The organism is Brevibacillus brevis (assembly GCF_001039275.2).
Taxonomy (GTDB): domain Bacteria; phylum Bacillota; class Bacilli; order Brevibacillales; family Brevibacillaceae; genus Brevibacillus; species Brevibacillus brevis_C.
Window position 1 is genome coordinate 1,699,280 of record NZ_CP030117.1, and the last position, 15,331, is coordinate 1,714,610.

Below are 15,331 nucleotides of genomic sequence, written 5' to 3' on the forward strand. Positions count from 1 at the left end.
GAATATCAGATGAGTTGGGTGGAGGAGACGCAGATGAACGCAAGCGAGTATACGAAGGCTGTCGAGGAACGGTTGCGTGCCTATGGTGATTCGATTGTGGCTGGTCCAATGGAACAGTACATGAAAAATCATTTTCCCTTTCTGGGGATCAAATCACCACAGCGCAAAGAACTGACCAAACAAATCTTTCGTGATTATGGTGTACCCGAAAATTGGGAGCAGGTCGTTGGTTCCTTGTGGGCTTTGCCAGCGCGAGAGTACCAGTATGTAGCGCTTGACGTACTCGAGAAGTCCAAAAAGCGTCTCACCCCTGACCATCTCCCGTTCGTTGTCGAACTTATCACGACAAAATCGTGGTGGGATACCGTGGATTATTTGGCTTCTCATACAACGGGCAAATTGTTTGTCTTGCATCCTGAACTGATCGGACCGAATACGACAGTCTGGATGAATGGAACGAACATGTGGCTGCAACGAACGGCGATTTTATTTCAGTTGTCATACAAAGACAAGACAGATCAGCGGCTGCTCTTTTCCTTGGTGGAAAGATGCGCGGATTCCAAAGAGTTTTTTATTCAGAAGGCAATCGGCTGGGCGTTGAGAGAGTATGCGAAAACAAATCCCGACGCTGTACGTGAATTTGTAGAAGCTACGCCACTCGCGAGTTTGTCCAGACGTGAAGCGCTCAAACATCTATCATGATAGAGTCGTCTGGCGTATCTGTGCTTGATAAAATACGTAAATCTATTGCAAAATAAACAAGTACCTTTTTGGAGGTTCATTCGTAATACATAGAGTCAGATATCGTGCGATGCCATAGCTGCTAGTATGTCAAGAAATGACCGCACTGTGGCAAGGATAGGGGATTTTGCCTCATGGAAGTCGACCTGCTGATGTCAATCATAGAGCAATACGGCTACGTAGCGATTTTTTTCCTGCTTTGGCTGGGGATTGTAGGTTTGCCGATTCCTGATGAGCTGGTTGTTGCTACAGGAGGATTTCTTGCCTCCATCGGCGTGCTAAACCCATGGTATTCTTTTTTGGCGGGATATTTAGGGGTTGCCTCCGGATTGACGATTGGCTTTTTACTTGGAAAGTACTTTGGGAAACCGATATTGCAATGGCTGTGCAAAACCGAGAAAATGAGGAACGCCGTGAATCGATCAACGGGCTTGCTGGAGAAGTATGGTACTACTGCTCTTTGCATCAGCTACTTATTTCCGGTTGTCCGTCATGTCGTACCTTATTTGGTTGGGCTTGGCGGTATGACGTTCCGTCGTTATGCGATGCTGTCTTATCCGATCGGGTTGGTTTGGACCATCGCCTTTTACTTTCTCGGCCATGTATTCGGTAATAATGTGGAAGCAATTATCGAAGTCATCCGTAAATACGGTTTCTACGCTTTGCTGGTGATCGTGGTTGTTTTGGGTGTGGTATTCTTCGTACGCAAGCAGTTCATGGGAAATCGGGCATATCGGGCAAAAGGAGATTAAGAAATGTACCATCAACAATTAGCTGCCCATCGCCGCAATTTCGTGCTGGTGCTCATCATAAGCTGGGTACTCCTCTTGGCAGGATACTTCAATTCGAATGTCTGGGTGCTGGCGGCAGGAGCTTTGCTGGTGAATGGCTATGCTTATTACCTGATGCAGACAGACAAGCGTCTGGCGAAAGAAAAAGGTTTCCGGGTTCCGGAATTGAGCCTTTTGCTGGTCGCATTTTTAGGAGGAGGGATTGGTGCGCTTGAGGGTATGCTCATTCAACGGCATAAGACCAAGCATATCTCTTTTCTCATCCTGCTCCCGCTCTTTTGCATCGCACAAATCTTGCTAGTCATTTGGTTAACGCAACTATACTTGGATAAAAATCTCGTGTCGTAGGTGACACGGGATTTTCTTTTTTCGAATGGGATTCTCTTGCTTGAAAATTCAGCCTATAATAGAGGTAACGATAGCACAAGCCGAGGAGGTAGCTATGTCTCAATCAAGCCCCCTAACGAAAACGTACGCTGAGCAATTGGATGCACAGGACGAACTCGCGAGCTATCGCGAAGAGTTTTATTTGCTTCCGAGCCTCTATTTGGATGGAAACTCGCTTGGCCTCATGTCAAAAAGAGCGGAAAAGAGCGTCATGGATATGATGCAGTCTTGGAAGGAGCTGGGTGTGGAAGGCTGGACAACGGGTAACCATCCGTGGTTTTTCTTTTCGGAGAAATTGGGAGAAATGAGCGCAGCACTTGTAGGGGCAAGCCCCGAGGAAGTGATCGTAACGGGTTCTACGACGATCAACCTCCACCAGTTGGCAGCTACCTTCTATCGTCCGGTTGGGAAGAGGACAAAGGTGATTGCTACCGAGCTGGATTTCCCTACCGATATTTATGCACTCCAGAGTCAAATGAAGCTCCATGGGCTAGACCCGGAAGAGCATTTGGTCCGGGTAGCGTCAAGAGATGGCCGCCTGATCGAGGAAGAGGACATTATCGATGCGATGACGGATGAAGTAGCACTGGTAATCCTTCCAACGGTTCTGTATCGCAGCGGTCAACTGCTCGATATCGAACGATTGACAGCAGCCGCACATGAGAGAGGGATTCTGATTGGTTTTGACGGATGTCACTCTGTAGGCGCGATCCCGCATTCCTTCAGCGAATGGGGAGTGGACTTTGCCTACTGGTGCAACTACAAATACGTAAATGCAGGGCCCGGAAGCGTGGGCAGCCTATATGTCAACCGCAAGCATTTTGGCAGGGCTCCGGGATTGGCAGGATGGTTCAGTTCGAAAAAGAGTAAGCAATTTGACATGGAACATACGCTGGATGCATGCGAAAATGCGGGCGCTTACCAGATTGGTACCCCACATATGCTGAGTCTCGCCCCGCTGCTTGGTTCCTTGGAAATGTTCCAGGAGGTGTCCGTGGAAAAGCTTCGTACCAAGTCGCTCGGCTTAACGCGGTTCATGATGGATTTGATCGAGGGGGAGCTGGCAGACATGGGTTTTACGATTGCGAACCCACAGCAGGATGACCGCCGAGGTGGGCATGTCAGCCTTGAACACGACGAGGCCATACGTATATGCAAGGCTTTGAAGGAAGCGGGCATTATTCCTGACTTCCGTGCACCAAACATCATCCGGTTAGCCCCCGTTGCTTTCTATACGACTTATACAGAGGTTTGGGAAAGTGTCCAGATCTTAAAAAAGATTATGCTGGAGAAGAGCTACGAGAAATTTGAAAACAAGCGAGAGGTAGTTGCTTAGCAGGTCCGACTTAGGTTGGACCTGTTTTTCTTATGGAATAAGCCTTTTACGGGATTTCCTTTCCATTATTGGGCACACTATCCGTACCTGTCGGCAGACTACATTCCATGGATAAGGGTGAGCAGCTTGAGCCAGTTTTTTCAAGCATGGAAGAAAAGAAAAGAAGCCCTCCAGTCAAAAACGTTGGAACAGCACTCTGACAAGAGCATGGAAAGCGTATTGGATGTTGCGCTCACGACAAATGTGGAAGAAAACATCCAATTGATTCAAGCGCAATTTGGAAAGTGTGACGATCTCGTTGTTCGTCGTTTTCAAACAAAGTCAAAGGCACAAGCCGCTATCGTTTTTATAGATGGCATGGTGGATCGCAATGTCATCAGTGATTTTATTATTCGCTATATGACGACTCCCGATATCACCTATCAAGATCCGGCGACAAATGAGCTGGATTTGACAGACAAACTGAGGCAGATCGTCCGAAATATTTTGTCTGGATGTGCGGTACTGATCATCGATGGGTGTCAAAATGCTTATTTGAATAACACGAGAGGTTGGGACAGGCGTTCAGTGGAAGAGCCTCAGACGGAATCAGTCGTACGAGGGCCACGCGATGGCTTTTGTGAGACGTTGTGCGTGAATTCAGCACTGATCCGCTTCCGCTTGAAAGACCCCAATCTCAGAGTGCGTCATATGGTTGTCGGTGAACGAACACAGACTGACATTTACGTCATGTACATCGACGGTATTGCGTATCCCCCAATGGTGGAGGAAGTAATTGCGCGAATAGAGAGTAATGTTCGTGTGGATGCTGTGTTGGAGAGCGGGTACATCGAACAAATGATTCAGGATCGGAGATGGTCTCCCTTCCCGCAGATTCAAAATACGGAGCGCCCTGACAAAGTAGTGGCCAATCTTTTGGAAGGGAAGGTAGGCATTCTGATAGACGGGACTCCGTTCGGATTGATTGCTCCGGCTGTATTTTCGCAGTTTTATCAGAGTCCCGAGGATTATTACGAGCGATTTTATATCGCGACCTTGATTCGTTTCATTCGGATTATTAGTATCAGTATCGCCTTGCTGTTGCCGTCTCTTTATATCGCTTTTAGTGCGTTCCATCCAGAGATGATCCCTTCTCGGTTGGTCATTGCGATGGCGGCAGGACGATCTACCGTTCCATTCCCTTCTTTAATCGAAGCCCTGTTTATGGAGTTGGCCATTGAGATATTGAGGGAAGCGAGTGTGAGGCTGCCGGGGCCAATTGGTCCTACGATCGGGATTGTTGGAGCGCTGGTGGTCGGAGAAGCGGCGGTAACGGCCGGGCTTGTCAGTCCTGTCATGGTAATCATCGTGGCTGTGACGACAATCGGCTCGTTCGCATCCCCGAGTTATAGCGCAGCGATTGCCATTCGCATGCTCCGTTTCCCGGTTATGATCTTGGCAGGGATGTTTGGTCTTTACGGTATTATGCTGTTTTTGATCGTCATCCTCATTCACTTGTCTTCACTGAAATCGTTTGGAGTACCCTATATGAGCCCGCTCAGTCCGCTCAACCTGAATGGAATGAAGGACTTGTTCATACGGGCCCCGCATCATCTATTGAAAACAAGACCGATGATGTTTCATGTTCAAGATAAAATCCGGATCAGAGAGGAGGAGAACCCGAAATGAGCAGGAGGGAGGGGCACGGCTGGCACCAGACTCTATCGATGTGGCAGCAAATTTGTCTCATGACAAGTACCTTAATCGGTGTCGGCGTATTGACCCTTCCTCGCACAACTAGCTCGAGATTATTCGAGGCAGGCTGGATCGCCCCTCTGATTGGCTCAGCAGGTGCGTATGTCTCCTTATGGTTAATTGTCAAATTAAGCAGGCGTTACCCGGGAGAAACCTTCATTGAATACAGTCACAAGGTGTGGGGATCTGTCAGACGGCCTTGGGTGGGCAAAGTGTTCAGCCTTCCCTGGATTTGTATCTATCTGGTATACCTGTATTTTTCCACGGCAGTCGTCTCGCGTGTGTTTGGCGAAGTGGTTGTGACTTCCGTTCTTTTGCAAACTCCGTTGGAAGTTATGCTTATCACGATGTTTTTACTGGTGCTGTTTTTGTGCATGCATGAGGTGGAAGTAGTAGCGCGAGTGAACGAGCTGCTGTTTCCTTTAATTATCTTGCCGCTTCTTTTTATCGCGCTTGCGTCGTTCCAAAAAGCGGAGTTTGGAAATCTCCTCCCGATTAATCATGTGTCGATCCGTTCAATGATACAGGGGGTATACGAAGGAATTTATTCCTATTCCGGTTTTGAAATTATGTTCGTCTTTTTTGCCTATGCACAACAAAACACGAACAGGGAAAAGGCGGGATTTTACAGTCTGTTAATTGCAGCATTACTTTACATGTTAATTGTGGTGGCGGGCATTTCGGTATTTGGGTACGAAGAGCTCCAGAGGGTGACGTGGCCGACACTTGAATTGGTCAAGACGACGCAGGTGCCAGGATTGATCTTGGAACGTTTGGAGTCCGCTTTTTTGGCAGTGTGGGTTGCGGCTGTTTTTACTACGGTAGCCAATGCGTATTACGCGGTTGTTTATTCGCTGAGACAGTTGTTTCGCAAGGGAATCTGGTTTCAAAGAATCGTGGCTTCTATTCTCCTCGTCCCCTTATACTTCTTTGCGCTCATTCCTCAAAACATCACGGAAGTATTTAAGTTAGCGTCGTTGTTGGGGTTGTCTAGCCTGGTCATTAATTTGCTTATCCCCGTCGTTTACTGGATAGCAATCCTCATCCGCGACATGGTGACGCGACGAGAGGGGCGGAATATCGATGGGTAAGTCTCTTAGATACTTCGCTTTACTGATCATCTGTACAATCTTGCTGACAGGGTGCTGGGACAGACGTGAATTGGAGGAACGCGCATCCGTATTGGCCATTGCGATTGATCAGGATGAAAAGGATGAAAAGCTGTACAAAATGACCGTCCAAATCCCGATTCCCATCAAAATCGCGGGGAGCAGTGGGAAGGGGGGAGGAAGTGGTGCGGATGCCGTGAAGATCATGAGCGTGACAGGAAGAACGGTAACAGATGCTTCTAATAACTTGCAAATGCGGATGAACCAGCGATTGTTTCTTGGACATACGCGTATTCTTGCCATAAGTGAGGAGGTGGCTCGAAAGGGAATCCAGGACATCATGGACAGTTTTCGGCGCGAACCGCAAATACGGCGACTTCTGTGGCCGATCGTCGTGAAGGGTAAAGCGTCTACCTTGCTGGAAATCAAACCGAGAATCGAGCCGATTCCAGTCGTCTATATGATGGGGCTGATCGAAAATGGCATGAAATTAGGAAGAATTCCAGACCAAACGTTGGGCGACTATTTCAATCAGACCTCTAATCTAACCATGGAGCCGTTTTTGAATTATGTAGAGGCACGAATGAATGAGGTGAGCTGGAAAGGGGTTGCTGTTTTTCGCGGACACAAGATGGTGGGGAAATTGGATCACTTACAAACATGGATATTGCTCCAGTTGCGAAATGAAAAACCGGGTGGAGACATTGTGCTTCCGTTGCCAAAAACCAAGAACGGATATGTGAGTTTTCGTCCGCATTTTGTAAAAAAAAAGGTGATCATTCACCAATCCTCTTCCGCTACTTATCATTGCGAGCTCCAAGGAGATATTGTCGAACTCACAGAAGACCTGAAAATTCCGCCAGAGCAATTCGTCCTGCAAATGCAAGCGCTTATCAAAAAAGAGATGGAAAACCGCGCAAAGAAGCTACTACAGCAATTACAAAAGCAGTACAATAGTGACATTTTGAAGCTGGGCCTTACACTGCGTGCGAAGCATTACCAAGACTACTGGAAAACTCACAATTGGAAGCAAGATTTCAGGGATTTTCCGGTTCGCGTTACATACACAATCAAGCTTCGCCGTCTTGGTATGGAAATGCAATAGGAGAGCGATCACTGTGGAGAATCAGCAACGTAATTTTGGTGCCTGGCAACTGACAAGCATTATGATCAGTTCGATGATCGGGGTGGGTATTCTCATCATCCCGAGAACGGCAACCGAGCTTCTTCGTCAAATGGGGTGGTTAGGACCCGTTGCAGGTGCTATCGTAGCATCCGTGGCTGTGGCGGCTATCGTTTATTTAGGCAACCAGTTTCCTGGCCTTACCTTTGTCGAATTTATGCCGAAGATATTTGGTGTTGCCATCGGTAACCTGTGTGTGTTTCTTTTCATTCTCTACCAGTTCCTCAATGCGGGAATCACAGCCAGATTGTTCGGGGAAGTCGTCGTAACCTCCGTATTGCCGCAAACGCCACTAGAAGTAATTATCATCACGTTGCTATTGTTGGTCATGTTTCTTTGTTGTCATGAGATTGAAGTTGTGGCAAGGGTAAATGAGCTGTTGATTCCTTTCCTTATGTTGCCGTCTCTCTTGGTTCCGCTCGTATCCTTCTTGAACGCAGATTGGTACAATTTATTGCCATTCCAACTGGAGTCATGGACAGATGTCATAAAAACGGGTCTGGAAACGTATACGCTCTACACCGGGTATGAGCTGTTAATGGTTTACTTTGCCTTTGCTATTCCCGGGGCAAGGCTAGGGGTGGCAAGCATGACAGGTATGAGCTTTGCTCTTGTCGTTTATGTGATCACAGTTGTCGCAGGAATTACTGTATTTGGCTATGAAGAATTGCAGAGGCTTGTTTGGCCTACACTTGAACTGATCAAGGTAACGCAGAAAACCGGCTGGTTTTTGGAGCGTTTTGAGTCCGCCTTTCTTGCGATTTGGGTTGCTTCTGTATTTACAACGATCGGGAATATGCTTTACGCGACGATTTTTTCCTTGCGACGCTTGTTTCACAAAGGCATTCATTTTCAGCGAATCACCGCGATTGTGATCATGGTGCCACTCTTTTTCCTAACATTAGTGCCGCAAAATATAGTGGAGTTGTTTTCTTTTACAAAGTATTTGACGGCCGTAGGATTTTTGATAACCATCATCATTCCCCTCTTGCTGGCAATCACCCAATTCATGCGCAATCAGTTCAACAAAGGTCGGGAAGTAAACAATGAAAAGGGAGGGACATAGCAGTCCCTCCCTTTGTAGCTTTATTTGCTTGATGAAGACGTGGTTAGATCGGTTTTTCGGCTTGCTCAGGCAAGTGTTCTGCGATAGTTGCAATCATGGATTGGCGTGAGGAAGCATCGCTGTTTTGCCACAGCACTTCAAACAAAACACCTAAACCCGGCAGTGTCTTCTCCTGACCACTTGCGATAGCATCACTGATGGTTTCTTCCACTGCGTTTGGATCTGAGCCTTGCATTTTGTACATGATCGCTTGACGTAAGTTGAGTGAGGCAATATTCATGACCGTGCTTGCACCTCTCTTGTGAGAATGAATTCATGAAATAGTATTTGTAAACGCTGATTTGTGCATACCATGCTTTTCGTACAAAACGTTCATGAGCATTTTGTGGCGGATGTTTTGGTTGTGCTATAATGCTTGATATTGGTAAGTTCCGTAAAGGAGAAGATTAACATGTCCAAGCAATTTGCCATTATCGGGATGGGACGTTTTGGTTCTAGCGTGGCGAGAACGTTATACGAGATGGATTATGAAGTCATGGGAATAGATGAGAACGAGGAGCGTATTAACGAAAATATTCAGTACGTAACGCATGCGGTAGCAGCTGATTCTACGGATGAACGCGCTTTGAAGGAAATCGGCATCCGCAATTTTGACGTTGTCGTCGTGGCCATTGGGGTCGATATTCAGGCGAGCATCCTGACGGTATTGACACTGAAAGACTTGGGCGTCAAAAAGATCGTGGCAAAAGCACAGAATGAGCGTCATGGACAAGTATTGTACAAGGTAGGAGCTGACCGTGTAGTATTCCCTGAGCGTGACATGGGGGTGCGAGTCGCTCACAATCTGATCTCCTCTAACGTTCTTGACTTTATTGAGCTGGCAGAGGACTACAGTGTGGCGGAGGTAGTCGTGTCGTCCAAGCTGATCGGTCAAAACTTGCGGCAACTGGATATTCGGAAAAAATACGAAGTCAACGTTATTGCCATCAAAAGCGGAGATAAATTCAACATCGCTCCTAGCCCGGATGAAGTCATCCAATACGGCGACGTGCTTGTGGTGATCGGGAACAACAAAGACTTACGCGAATTTGAGGAGCGGGCATAGGTTTATGACAAATGAAATCATTACTTCGATACAAAACCCTCTGGTCAAGCGATTGCACCAGTTGCTGTCTCGCAAAGGTCGGGAGGAGCAACAGCGTTTTCTCGTGGAAGGGGCGCATCTGGTAGAGGAGGCGTTAAAAAGCGGGGCGGAGGTAGTCACGGTTATCTACGATCAGCAGCGTGACATGGACCCTGCTTGCCAACGTGCATTGGCTAATCATCCGGATGCTGTTCAGGTCATTGCGGCATCAGAGGCAGTGCTGGCGAAGCTGTCCGAAACCAAGTCTCCACAAGGAATTGTAGCCGAAGTGAAAAAAACAGCAGCAGATTGGGCCGAATGGGTAGATAAGAAGAGACAGGAACAACATAGCTTGTTGCTTCTCTTTTTGGACGAAATACAAGACCCGGGCAACCTCGGTACGATCTTGCGTACAGCAGAAGCCGCAGCAGTTGATGGTGTCGTACTTGGAAGTGGCAGTGTCGATATTTACAATGGAAAAGTGGTACGGGCCACAATGGGAGCACTGTTCCGTATCCCGGTCTTTACACAGTCGTTAGTCGAGACGGCAGATGAATGGAAGGCAAAGGGAGGGCGAGTACTGATCTCTTCCTTGGAGCAAAACAGTGTATCCTATGACGAGGCTGATTATGCTGGTCTGACGGCAATGGTCATCGGCAATGAAGGAAGAGGCGTCTCTAAAGAGATGTTTGCCAGGGCAGATCAATTCGTTCACATCCCGCTTTATGGCGGCGCAGAGTCGTTGAATGCAGCAGTTGCGGCTGGAATTTTTGTCTATGAGGCACAGCGCAAAAGAAAAGATCGGCATGTCTAGCCGATCTTTTGCTCGTTCTTTTTCTCTTTATACTCCTCGCGCGCGAGTTGCCATTGATCTTGCGCCATCCGGATAATGCCGCTCTCAATGGTGTGATTGCGAAAGGCGAGTGCCTTGCCGAAATACTTGATGGCTAAGTCAAACTTTTCGAGTCTGCGGTAGAGCTCACCAATCAAGTACAGCAAGCGGACTTCGGTCATTTCCTTGTCGCCGCGTGTATAGTCGGAATGAATATACGATTGTTCATATTCTTCCACGGCCATATCGATAAAGCGCATTTCTTCCACGACATTTTTCTGGAATCGATAAAGCCATGCGAGGCGCAAATACAGACCCGCTTTTACGGAATGGGGCTGATCCGTTAGTTCAGCCGCGTAAATGGCCAGTTTGTAGCTGACAATGGCTTCTGGTACATGACGAACATTGCCAAAATCTTTTGGCGTCCATTTCGAGGTGATTTGTTCATCCACAATCTGCTTTTGCCAAGGGGCGAGCTTATCCCGGAATTGATCCGTAAAGGCGAAGCCGCATTCAGGGCAGACATTGACGGTATATATAATGGGATTTAAAGATTGCTCTTTAAAAGTGGTATAAAAATCGCTGTCGCGATGAAGCATCGTCAACGTGCCGCTTCTGATCCTTTTGGTCGAAAAGGTCGCTTGGCAATGGCGGCAGTTGCTTGTCTTATCGTAAAGGGCGGAAACATTATCAATCATGTCAAAATCCCCTTTCGAATGGGTAACATACACATGAAAGCACTCTTTTGATATGTAACATTTGTAGAATTGAAAGTTCTCTCTTGTTGCGCTATAATTTTCCTTACGTCACAATTATAACGTAAAGCGATGACGGAGACTAGTACGCAGGACCTATCTGTTTTTTCAGGGAGAAGATGTCACAGACTGCGAGCATCTTTAACATGATAGCTGCCGAATTCACTCCAAAGCCGCACTCTGAACCGCTTTTCGCGCAGTAGGAGCAGCCGGGTCATACCCGTTACCAATGATCTGAAGTGAGACAAATGTCTCTTTCCACTAGTGATATTGTCATGTATTTGTCACAGGCTGGAAGCGAATTGTCTAACAAGGGTGGTACCGCGAGAAAAAAGTAACTCGTCCCTTTTCTGGGGCGGGTTTTTCTTTTTTTTTACAAACGAAAAAAGGAGCGATTCGAAGTGCAAACTCGGTTGCAAGAAATGAAAGAGTCCGCACTGGGCCAAATCAGCCAAGTGACAGAAGCCGCACAACTTCAGGATTTGCGCGTCAAATACCTGGGGAAAAAGGGTGAGTTGACAGAACTGCTACGCGGTATGGGCGGCCTTTCGCCAGAAGAGCGTCCAGTTGTCGGTCAATTGGTAAATGAAGTAAGGGAAGCACTGGAGGCAGCGTTCTCCGGCAAACAACAAGCATTTGAAGAAGCGGCTCTCTTTGCCAAGCTTTCTTCTCAAACGATCGATGTGACACTGCCAGGGCGTCCAGTACCAGCAGGCACCATGCACCCGCTCTCTCGGATCATTGAAGAGATCGAAGACATTTTCATCGGCCTGGGCTTCGAGGTGGCAGAAGGTCCTGAGGTCGAAATGGACCACTTCAACTTCGAGATGCTAAACCTGCCGAAAGATCACCCGGCGCGCGATATGCAAGACACGTTCTACGTCACAGAAGAGCTACTGCTCCGTACGCAGACATCTCCTGTGCAAGCACGTACGATGCTGAAAAAAGAAGGCAAGACCCCACTGAAAATGATTTGTCCGGGTAAAGTGTATCGCCGCGATGATGACGATGCGACACACTCCCACCAATTCACGCAGATCGAGGGTCTCGTGATTGATAAAAAAATCGGGATGAGTGACTTGAAAGGGACGCTGTTAACGTTTGCCCGTCAAATGTTCGGGGAAAACCAGCAAATTCGTCTGCGCCCAAGCTTCTTCCCGTTCACGGAGCCTTCCGTAGAAGTAGACCTGCAATGCTTCAACTGCGGTGGTCACGGTTGCCGTGTATGTAAGCAAACAGGCTGGATCGAGATTTTGGGTGCTGGTATGGTTCACCCGCGCGTACTGGAAATGGCCGGCTACAACCCTGAGGAAGTCAGCGGCTTTGCATTCGGTATGGGTGTAGAACGAATTGCGATGCTCAAATACGCGGTGGAGGACATCCGCCATTTTTATACCAACGACGTTCGTTTTCTGCGTCAGTTCAATCGAGGCTAGAGAGGAGAGGCAAAGATGAAGGTATCGTACCAATGGTTATCGGAATACGTCGATCTGAGTGGAACGACGCCCCAGGAGCTGGCTGAAAAGCTGACTCGCAGCGGGATTGAAGTAGACGCAGTTGAATCACGCAACGCAGGAGTATCCGGTGTTGTGATCGGTTATGTAAAAGAACGTAGCAAGCACCCCGATGCAGACCGTCTCAACGTATGCGTCGTTGATGCAGGACAAGGAGAAGACCTGCAAATCGTTTGTGGGGCAGCGAACGTAGACAAGGGACAAAAAGTTCTCGTTGCCTTGATCGGTGCAAAGCTCCCGGGTGGTCTGAACATCAAACGCTCCAAGCTGCGCGGTGTAGAATCCCAAGGGATGATCTGCTCGGCAAAAGAACTGGGCTTAAACGACAAGCTTCTGGCAAAAGATCAGCAAGAAGGCATTATGGTCTTGCCAGCGGATGCGGAAATCGGAATGGATGCTGTTTCGTACCTCGGCCTGGATGACTATGTGCTGGAATTGGGACTGACACCGAACCGTTCGGATTGCTTGAGCATGCTGGGGGTTGCTTACGAGGTAGCCGCTATTTTGGGCAAAGAAGTGGTATTCCCGCAAATCGAGCTGACCGAAAATGGTGGCGACAACCCGATCCAAGTCAAGATCGAAGCGACGAATGAAAGCTATCAATACCATGGTCGTCACTTCACCAACGCCCAAATCGCGACATCTCCACAATGGATGAAAAATCGCTTGATGGCAGCGGGAATTCGTCTAATCAACAACGTAGTAGACGTAACGAACTACGTCCTGCTCGAATACGGTCAGCCGCTGCATGCTTTCGATGCGACACAGGTAGCTGATCGCTCTATTGTCGTTCGACTGGCAAACGAGGGCGAAAAGCTCGTGACATTGGACGATCAAGAGCGCACACTGGATGAGCAAACCTTGCTGATTGCCGACCAGACCAAAGGCTTGGCGATCGCAGGGGTAATGGGTGGAGCGAACTCCGAAATCACTGGCGAGACGAGCGAAATCATTCTCGAAGCAGCTTGGTTCACGCCAAAAACAGTACGCCGCACAGCTCGTATGCTCGGCATGCGTACAGAAGGCTGCGTACGTTGGGAAAAGGGCGTTGACCAAGCACGTGTGCAGGAAGCGGGAGAACGCGCTGCTGCTCTGATTCAGCAATTGTCTGGGGCAACGGTATCCAAAGGAATCAGCTCTGCTGTTGTAAGCGAAGCTGCGCCTGCTGTTGTTTCCGTTACGCTTGCAAAAATCAATCAGCATCTCGGAACCGACATGTCGGCTTCTGATGTATCGCCGATTTTCGAGCGTCTGCAATTCCCGTATGAAGTAGCGGGCGACAAATGGACGGTAACCGTTCCAACGAGACGTGGCGACATTACGCTGCCAGAGGATTTGGTGGAAGAGGTTGCACGTCTGTACGGCTACGACAACATTCCGACCAGCTTGCCTTCTGGTTCGACCACACAGGGACAGTTGACAAAAGAACAGCAATTGCGCCGCACGATCCGTCATCATTTGATCGGTACTGGCATGAATGAAGCGATTTCCTATGCACTGGTTCATCCAGATCGTGTTGAGGCAGTAGCAGGTCTGCATCAGGAGAGAGTAAACCCTGTTGCGCTCATGATGCCGATGAGTGAAGACCATAGCGTTTTGCGCACGAGCTTGATTCCTAGCCTCTTGGAAACAGTCGCTTACAATAAAAACCGCCAAAACCACGATGTTGCGATTTTCGAATTGGGCCGTGTGTTCTTGACGAAAGAAGAAACACTCACACAGCTTCCAGAAGAACGTCTGTATGTAGCGGGTGCATTGACTGGACAATTGCTCACACAAAACTGGATGGGCGCTAAGCAGCCTGTTGATTTCTTCCAAACCAAAGGGATTGTCGAATCACTCTTCGCTCGTTTGGGTATCCAAGGTGCCGAGTACAAAGCCGTCCAGGACATCGCAGGTATGCACCCGGGACGTACCGCGGAAGTATGGGTAGGTGAAAAGCGTCTAGGGTACCTGGGGCAAGTTCATCCGGGCACAGAAAAAGCGTATGATCTGTCCGAAACGTATGTATTCCAGTTTGATGTAGCTACTTTGATTGATGTAGCTGCTGAGGTAGGACATTACAATCAATTGCCGAAGTCCCCAGCGGTAACGCGTGACTTGGCTCTTGTTGTGGATCGCAGTGTAGCTGCTGGTGCATTGGAAGCAACGATTCGTGAAGCGGCAGGTGACTTGCTCGAGTCCGTAACCCTGTTCGATGTATACATGGGTGAGCGTATTGCCCAAGATAAGAAGAGCATGGCATTTGCCCTCGTATTCCGTCACGCAGAGCGTACTTTGCAGGACGAAGAGATTCAACAAGTGACCAGTGCTGTCATCGAAGCCCTGAAAAACAACACAGGCGCTGAACTGCGCATGTAAGATTGCTTGACGAAATCTGACATTTTCAGTAACCTAAAAAAGGATAAAGTAGAGCAAAGGTCGCAGTAGGGAGGTACCTCTCGTGCAAGGTGATGGGAAAAATCGTTTGACGGTGGACATCTTTGGCCAACAATACCGGCTCAGTGGAAAGGCAAGTGTCAATCACATACGTATGGTGGCCGGTTTCGTTGATGACAAGATGAACGAAATCGCAAACGGCAACCATCGACTGGATACTGCCAAAATTGCCGTACTTTCTGCGGTCAATATCGCGGATGAATACTTCCGCTTGCGTCAGGAGTACGAAGAACTGCTGAAAATCATTCAGGAAGAGGCAAAGGCTAAACCGATAGATTAAGGAAAAGAGGGGCTTGAATGCCTCTCTTTTTTTCACGTTGT

15 protein-coding genes and 1 other annotated feature are annotated in these 15,331 nt (G+C 48.2%); of the genes, 13 read left to right on the plus strand and 2 right to left on the minus strand.

Annotation, left to right across the window (positions count from 1 at the left end):
* Positions 1 to 33: 33 nt before the first annotated feature.
* The 8 genes from AB432_RS08670 to AB432_RS08705 all read left to right on the plus strand — a co-directional run bounded on the left by AB432_RS08670 (position 34) and on the right by AB432_RS08705 (position 8,347).
* Positions 34 to 702 carry a DNA alkylation repair protein gene (locus AB432_RS08670; protein WP_048031936.1) on the plus strand — a complete coding sequence of 223 codons (669 nt, stop codon included), beginning with the start codon at positions 34 to 36 and terminating at the stop codon, positions 700 to 702.
* 173 nt (positions 703 to 875) lie between these two features.
* Positions 876 to 1,493 (plus strand): DedA family protein, encoded by a 618-nt coding sequence (locus AB432_RS08675; RefSeq protein WP_048031937.1) that lies wholly within the window; start codon positions 876 to 878, stop codon positions 1,491 to 1,493.
* A gap of 3 nt (positions 1,494 to 1,496) precedes the next feature.
* Entirely contained in the window at positions 1,497 to 1,880 is a 384-nt protein-coding gene (locus tag AB432_RS08680) for a DUF1294 domain-containing protein (RefSeq protein ID WP_048031938.1), read from the plus strand.
* Positions 1,881 to 1,974: 94 nt separating this feature from the next.
* A complete protein-coding gene (gene kynU, locus AB432_RS08685; RefSeq protein ID WP_048031939.1) occupies positions 1,975 to 3,255 on the plus strand; it encodes a kynureninase in 1,281 nt (426 codons plus the stop codon).
* Positions 3,256 to 3,381: 126 nt separating this feature from the next.
* Positions 3,382 to 4,923 (plus strand): spore germination protein, encoded by a 1,542-nt coding sequence (locus tag AB432_RS08690; protein WP_048035738.1) that lies wholly within the window; start codon positions 3,382 to 3,384, stop codon positions 4,921 to 4,923.
* Positions 4,920 to 6,080 carry a GerAB/ArcD/ProY family transporter gene (locus AB432_RS08695; protein ID WP_048031940.1) on the plus strand — a complete coding sequence of 387 codons (1,161 nt, stop codon included), beginning with the start codon at positions 4,920 to 4,922 and terminating at the stop codon, positions 6,078 to 6,080. The genes AB432_RS08690 and AB432_RS08695 overlap by 4 nt, the downstream gene beginning before the upstream one ends.
* Positions 6,073 to 7,203: a Ger(x)C family spore germination protein gene (locus AB432_RS08700; protein WP_048031941.1), complete on the plus strand. Its 1,131-nt coding sequence runs from the start codon at positions 6,073 to 6,075 to the stop codon at positions 7,201 to 7,203. Before AB432_RS08695 ends, AB432_RS08700 begins: the two co-directional genes overlap by 8 nt.
* Positions 7,204 to 7,216: 13 nt before the next feature.
* Positions 7,217 to 8,347, plus strand: a complete 1,131-nt coding sequence (locus AB432_RS08705) for a GerAB/ArcD/ProY family transporter (RefSeq protein WP_048031942.1) — start codon at positions 7,217 to 7,219, stop codon at positions 8,345 to 8,347.
* A 43-nt stretch (positions 8,348 to 8,390) separates the two neighbouring features.
* Here AB432_RS08705 and sspI read toward each other — a convergent pair whose 3' ends face one another.
* A complete protein-coding gene (gene sspI / locus AB432_RS08710) occupies positions 8,391 to 8,627 on the minus strand; it encodes a small acid-soluble spore protein SspI (protein ID WP_048031943.1) in 237 nt (78 codons plus the stop codon).
* A 171-nt stretch (positions 8,628 to 8,798) separates the two neighbouring features.
* Here sspI and AB432_RS08715 point away from each other — a divergent pair, with 171 nt between their 5' ends.
* Positions 8,799 to 9,452 carry a potassium channel family protein gene (locus AB432_RS08715; RefSeq protein ID WP_048031944.1) on the plus strand — a complete coding sequence of 218 codons (654 nt, stop codon included), beginning with the start codon at positions 8,799 to 8,801 and terminating at the stop codon, positions 9,450 to 9,452.
* 4 nt (positions 9,453 to 9,456) lie between these two features.
* Positions 9,457 to 10,284: a TrmH family RNA methyltransferase gene (locus tag AB432_RS08720; protein ID WP_048031945.1), complete on the plus strand. Its 828-nt coding sequence runs from the start codon at positions 9,457 to 9,459 to the stop codon at positions 10,282 to 10,284.
* Here the strand turns inward: AB432_RS08720 and AB432_RS08725 are convergent.
* Positions 10,281 to 11,000 (minus strand): DUF2225 domain-containing protein, encoded by a 720-nt coding sequence (locus AB432_RS08725; protein WP_048031946.1) that lies wholly within the window; start codon positions 10,998 to 11,000, stop codon positions 10,281 to 10,283. The genes AB432_RS08720 and AB432_RS08725 overlap by 4 nt on opposite strands.
* A gap of 120 nt (positions 11,001 to 11,120) precedes the next feature.
* Positions 11,121 to 11,407 (plus strand) — a binding site (T-box leader).
* Positions 11,408 to 11,458: 51 nt separating this feature from the next.
* On the opposite strand from AB432_RS08725, the gene pheS reads away from it, so the two are divergent.
* The 3 genes from pheS to zapA all read left to right on the plus strand — a co-directional run bounded on the left by pheS (position 11,459) and on the right by zapA (position 15,290).
* Positions 11,459 to 12,493 (plus strand): phenylalanine--tRNA ligase subunit alpha, encoded by a 1,035-nt coding sequence (gene pheS / locus AB432_RS08730; protein WP_007728518.1) that lies wholly within the window; start codon positions 11,459 to 11,461, stop codon positions 12,491 to 12,493.
* Positions 12,494 to 12,508: 15 nt separating this feature from the next.
* Entirely contained in the window at positions 12,509 to 14,932 is a 2,424-nt protein-coding gene (pheT, locus tag AB432_RS08735) for a phenylalanine--tRNA ligase subunit beta (protein ID WP_048031947.1), read from the plus strand.
* Positions 14,933 to 15,014: 82 nt separating this feature from the next.
* The gene (gene zapA / locus AB432_RS08740) at positions 15,015 to 15,290 is read left to right on the plus strand and encodes a cell division protein ZapA (protein WP_007728510.1); all 276 of its coding nucleotides are present in this window, start codon (positions 15,015 to 15,017) and stop codon (positions 15,288 to 15,290) included.
* Positions 15,291 to 15,331 lie beyond the last annotated feature (41 nt).

What these genes read in the sequence shown, in the direction of transcription:
- AB432_RS08670 (WP_048031936.1), top strand. Translation starts at nt 34, where the DNA reads ATGAACGCAAGCGAGTATACGAAGGCTGTCGAGGAACGGTTGCGTGCC.
- AB432_RS08725 (WP_048031946.1), bottom strand. Translation starts at nt 11,000, where the DNA reads ATGATTGATAATGTTTCCGCCCTTTACGATAAGACAAGCAACTGCCGC.
- AB432_RS08675 (WP_048031937.1), top strand. Translation starts at nt 876, where the DNA reads ATGGAAGTCGACCTGCTGATGTCAATCATAGAGCAATACGGCTACGTA.
- AB432_RS08715 (WP_048031944.1), top strand. Translation starts at nt 8,799, where the DNA reads ATGTCCAAGCAATTTGCCATTATCGGGATGGGACGTTTTGGTTCTAGC.
- pheT (WP_048031947.1), top strand. Translation starts at nt 12,509, where the DNA reads ATGAAGGTATCGTACCAATGGTTATCGGAATACGTCGATCTGAGTGGA.
- AB432_RS08680 (WP_048031938.1), top strand. Translation starts at nt 1,497, where the DNA reads ATGTACCATCAACAATTAGCTGCCCATCGCCGCAATTTCGTGCTGGTG.
- kynU (WP_048031939.1), top strand. Translation starts at nt 1,975, where the DNA reads ATGTCTCAATCAAGCCCCCTAACGAAAACGTACGCTGAGCAATTGGAT.
- sspI (WP_048031943.1), bottom strand. Translation starts at nt 8,627, where the DNA reads ATGAATATTGCCTCACTCAACTTACGTCAAGCGATCATGTACAAAATG.
- AB432_RS08700 (WP_048031941.1), top strand. Translation starts at nt 6,073, where the DNA reads ATGGGTAAGTCTCTTAGATACTTCGCTTTACTGATCATCTGTACAATC.
- AB432_RS08720 (WP_048031945.1), top strand. Translation starts at nt 9,457, where the DNA reads ATGACAAATGAAATCATTACTTCGATACAAAACCCTCTGGTCAAGCGA.
- AB432_RS08695 (WP_048031940.1), top strand. Translation starts at nt 4,920, where the DNA reads ATGAGCAGGAGGGAGGGGCACGGCTGGCACCAGACTCTATCGATGTGG.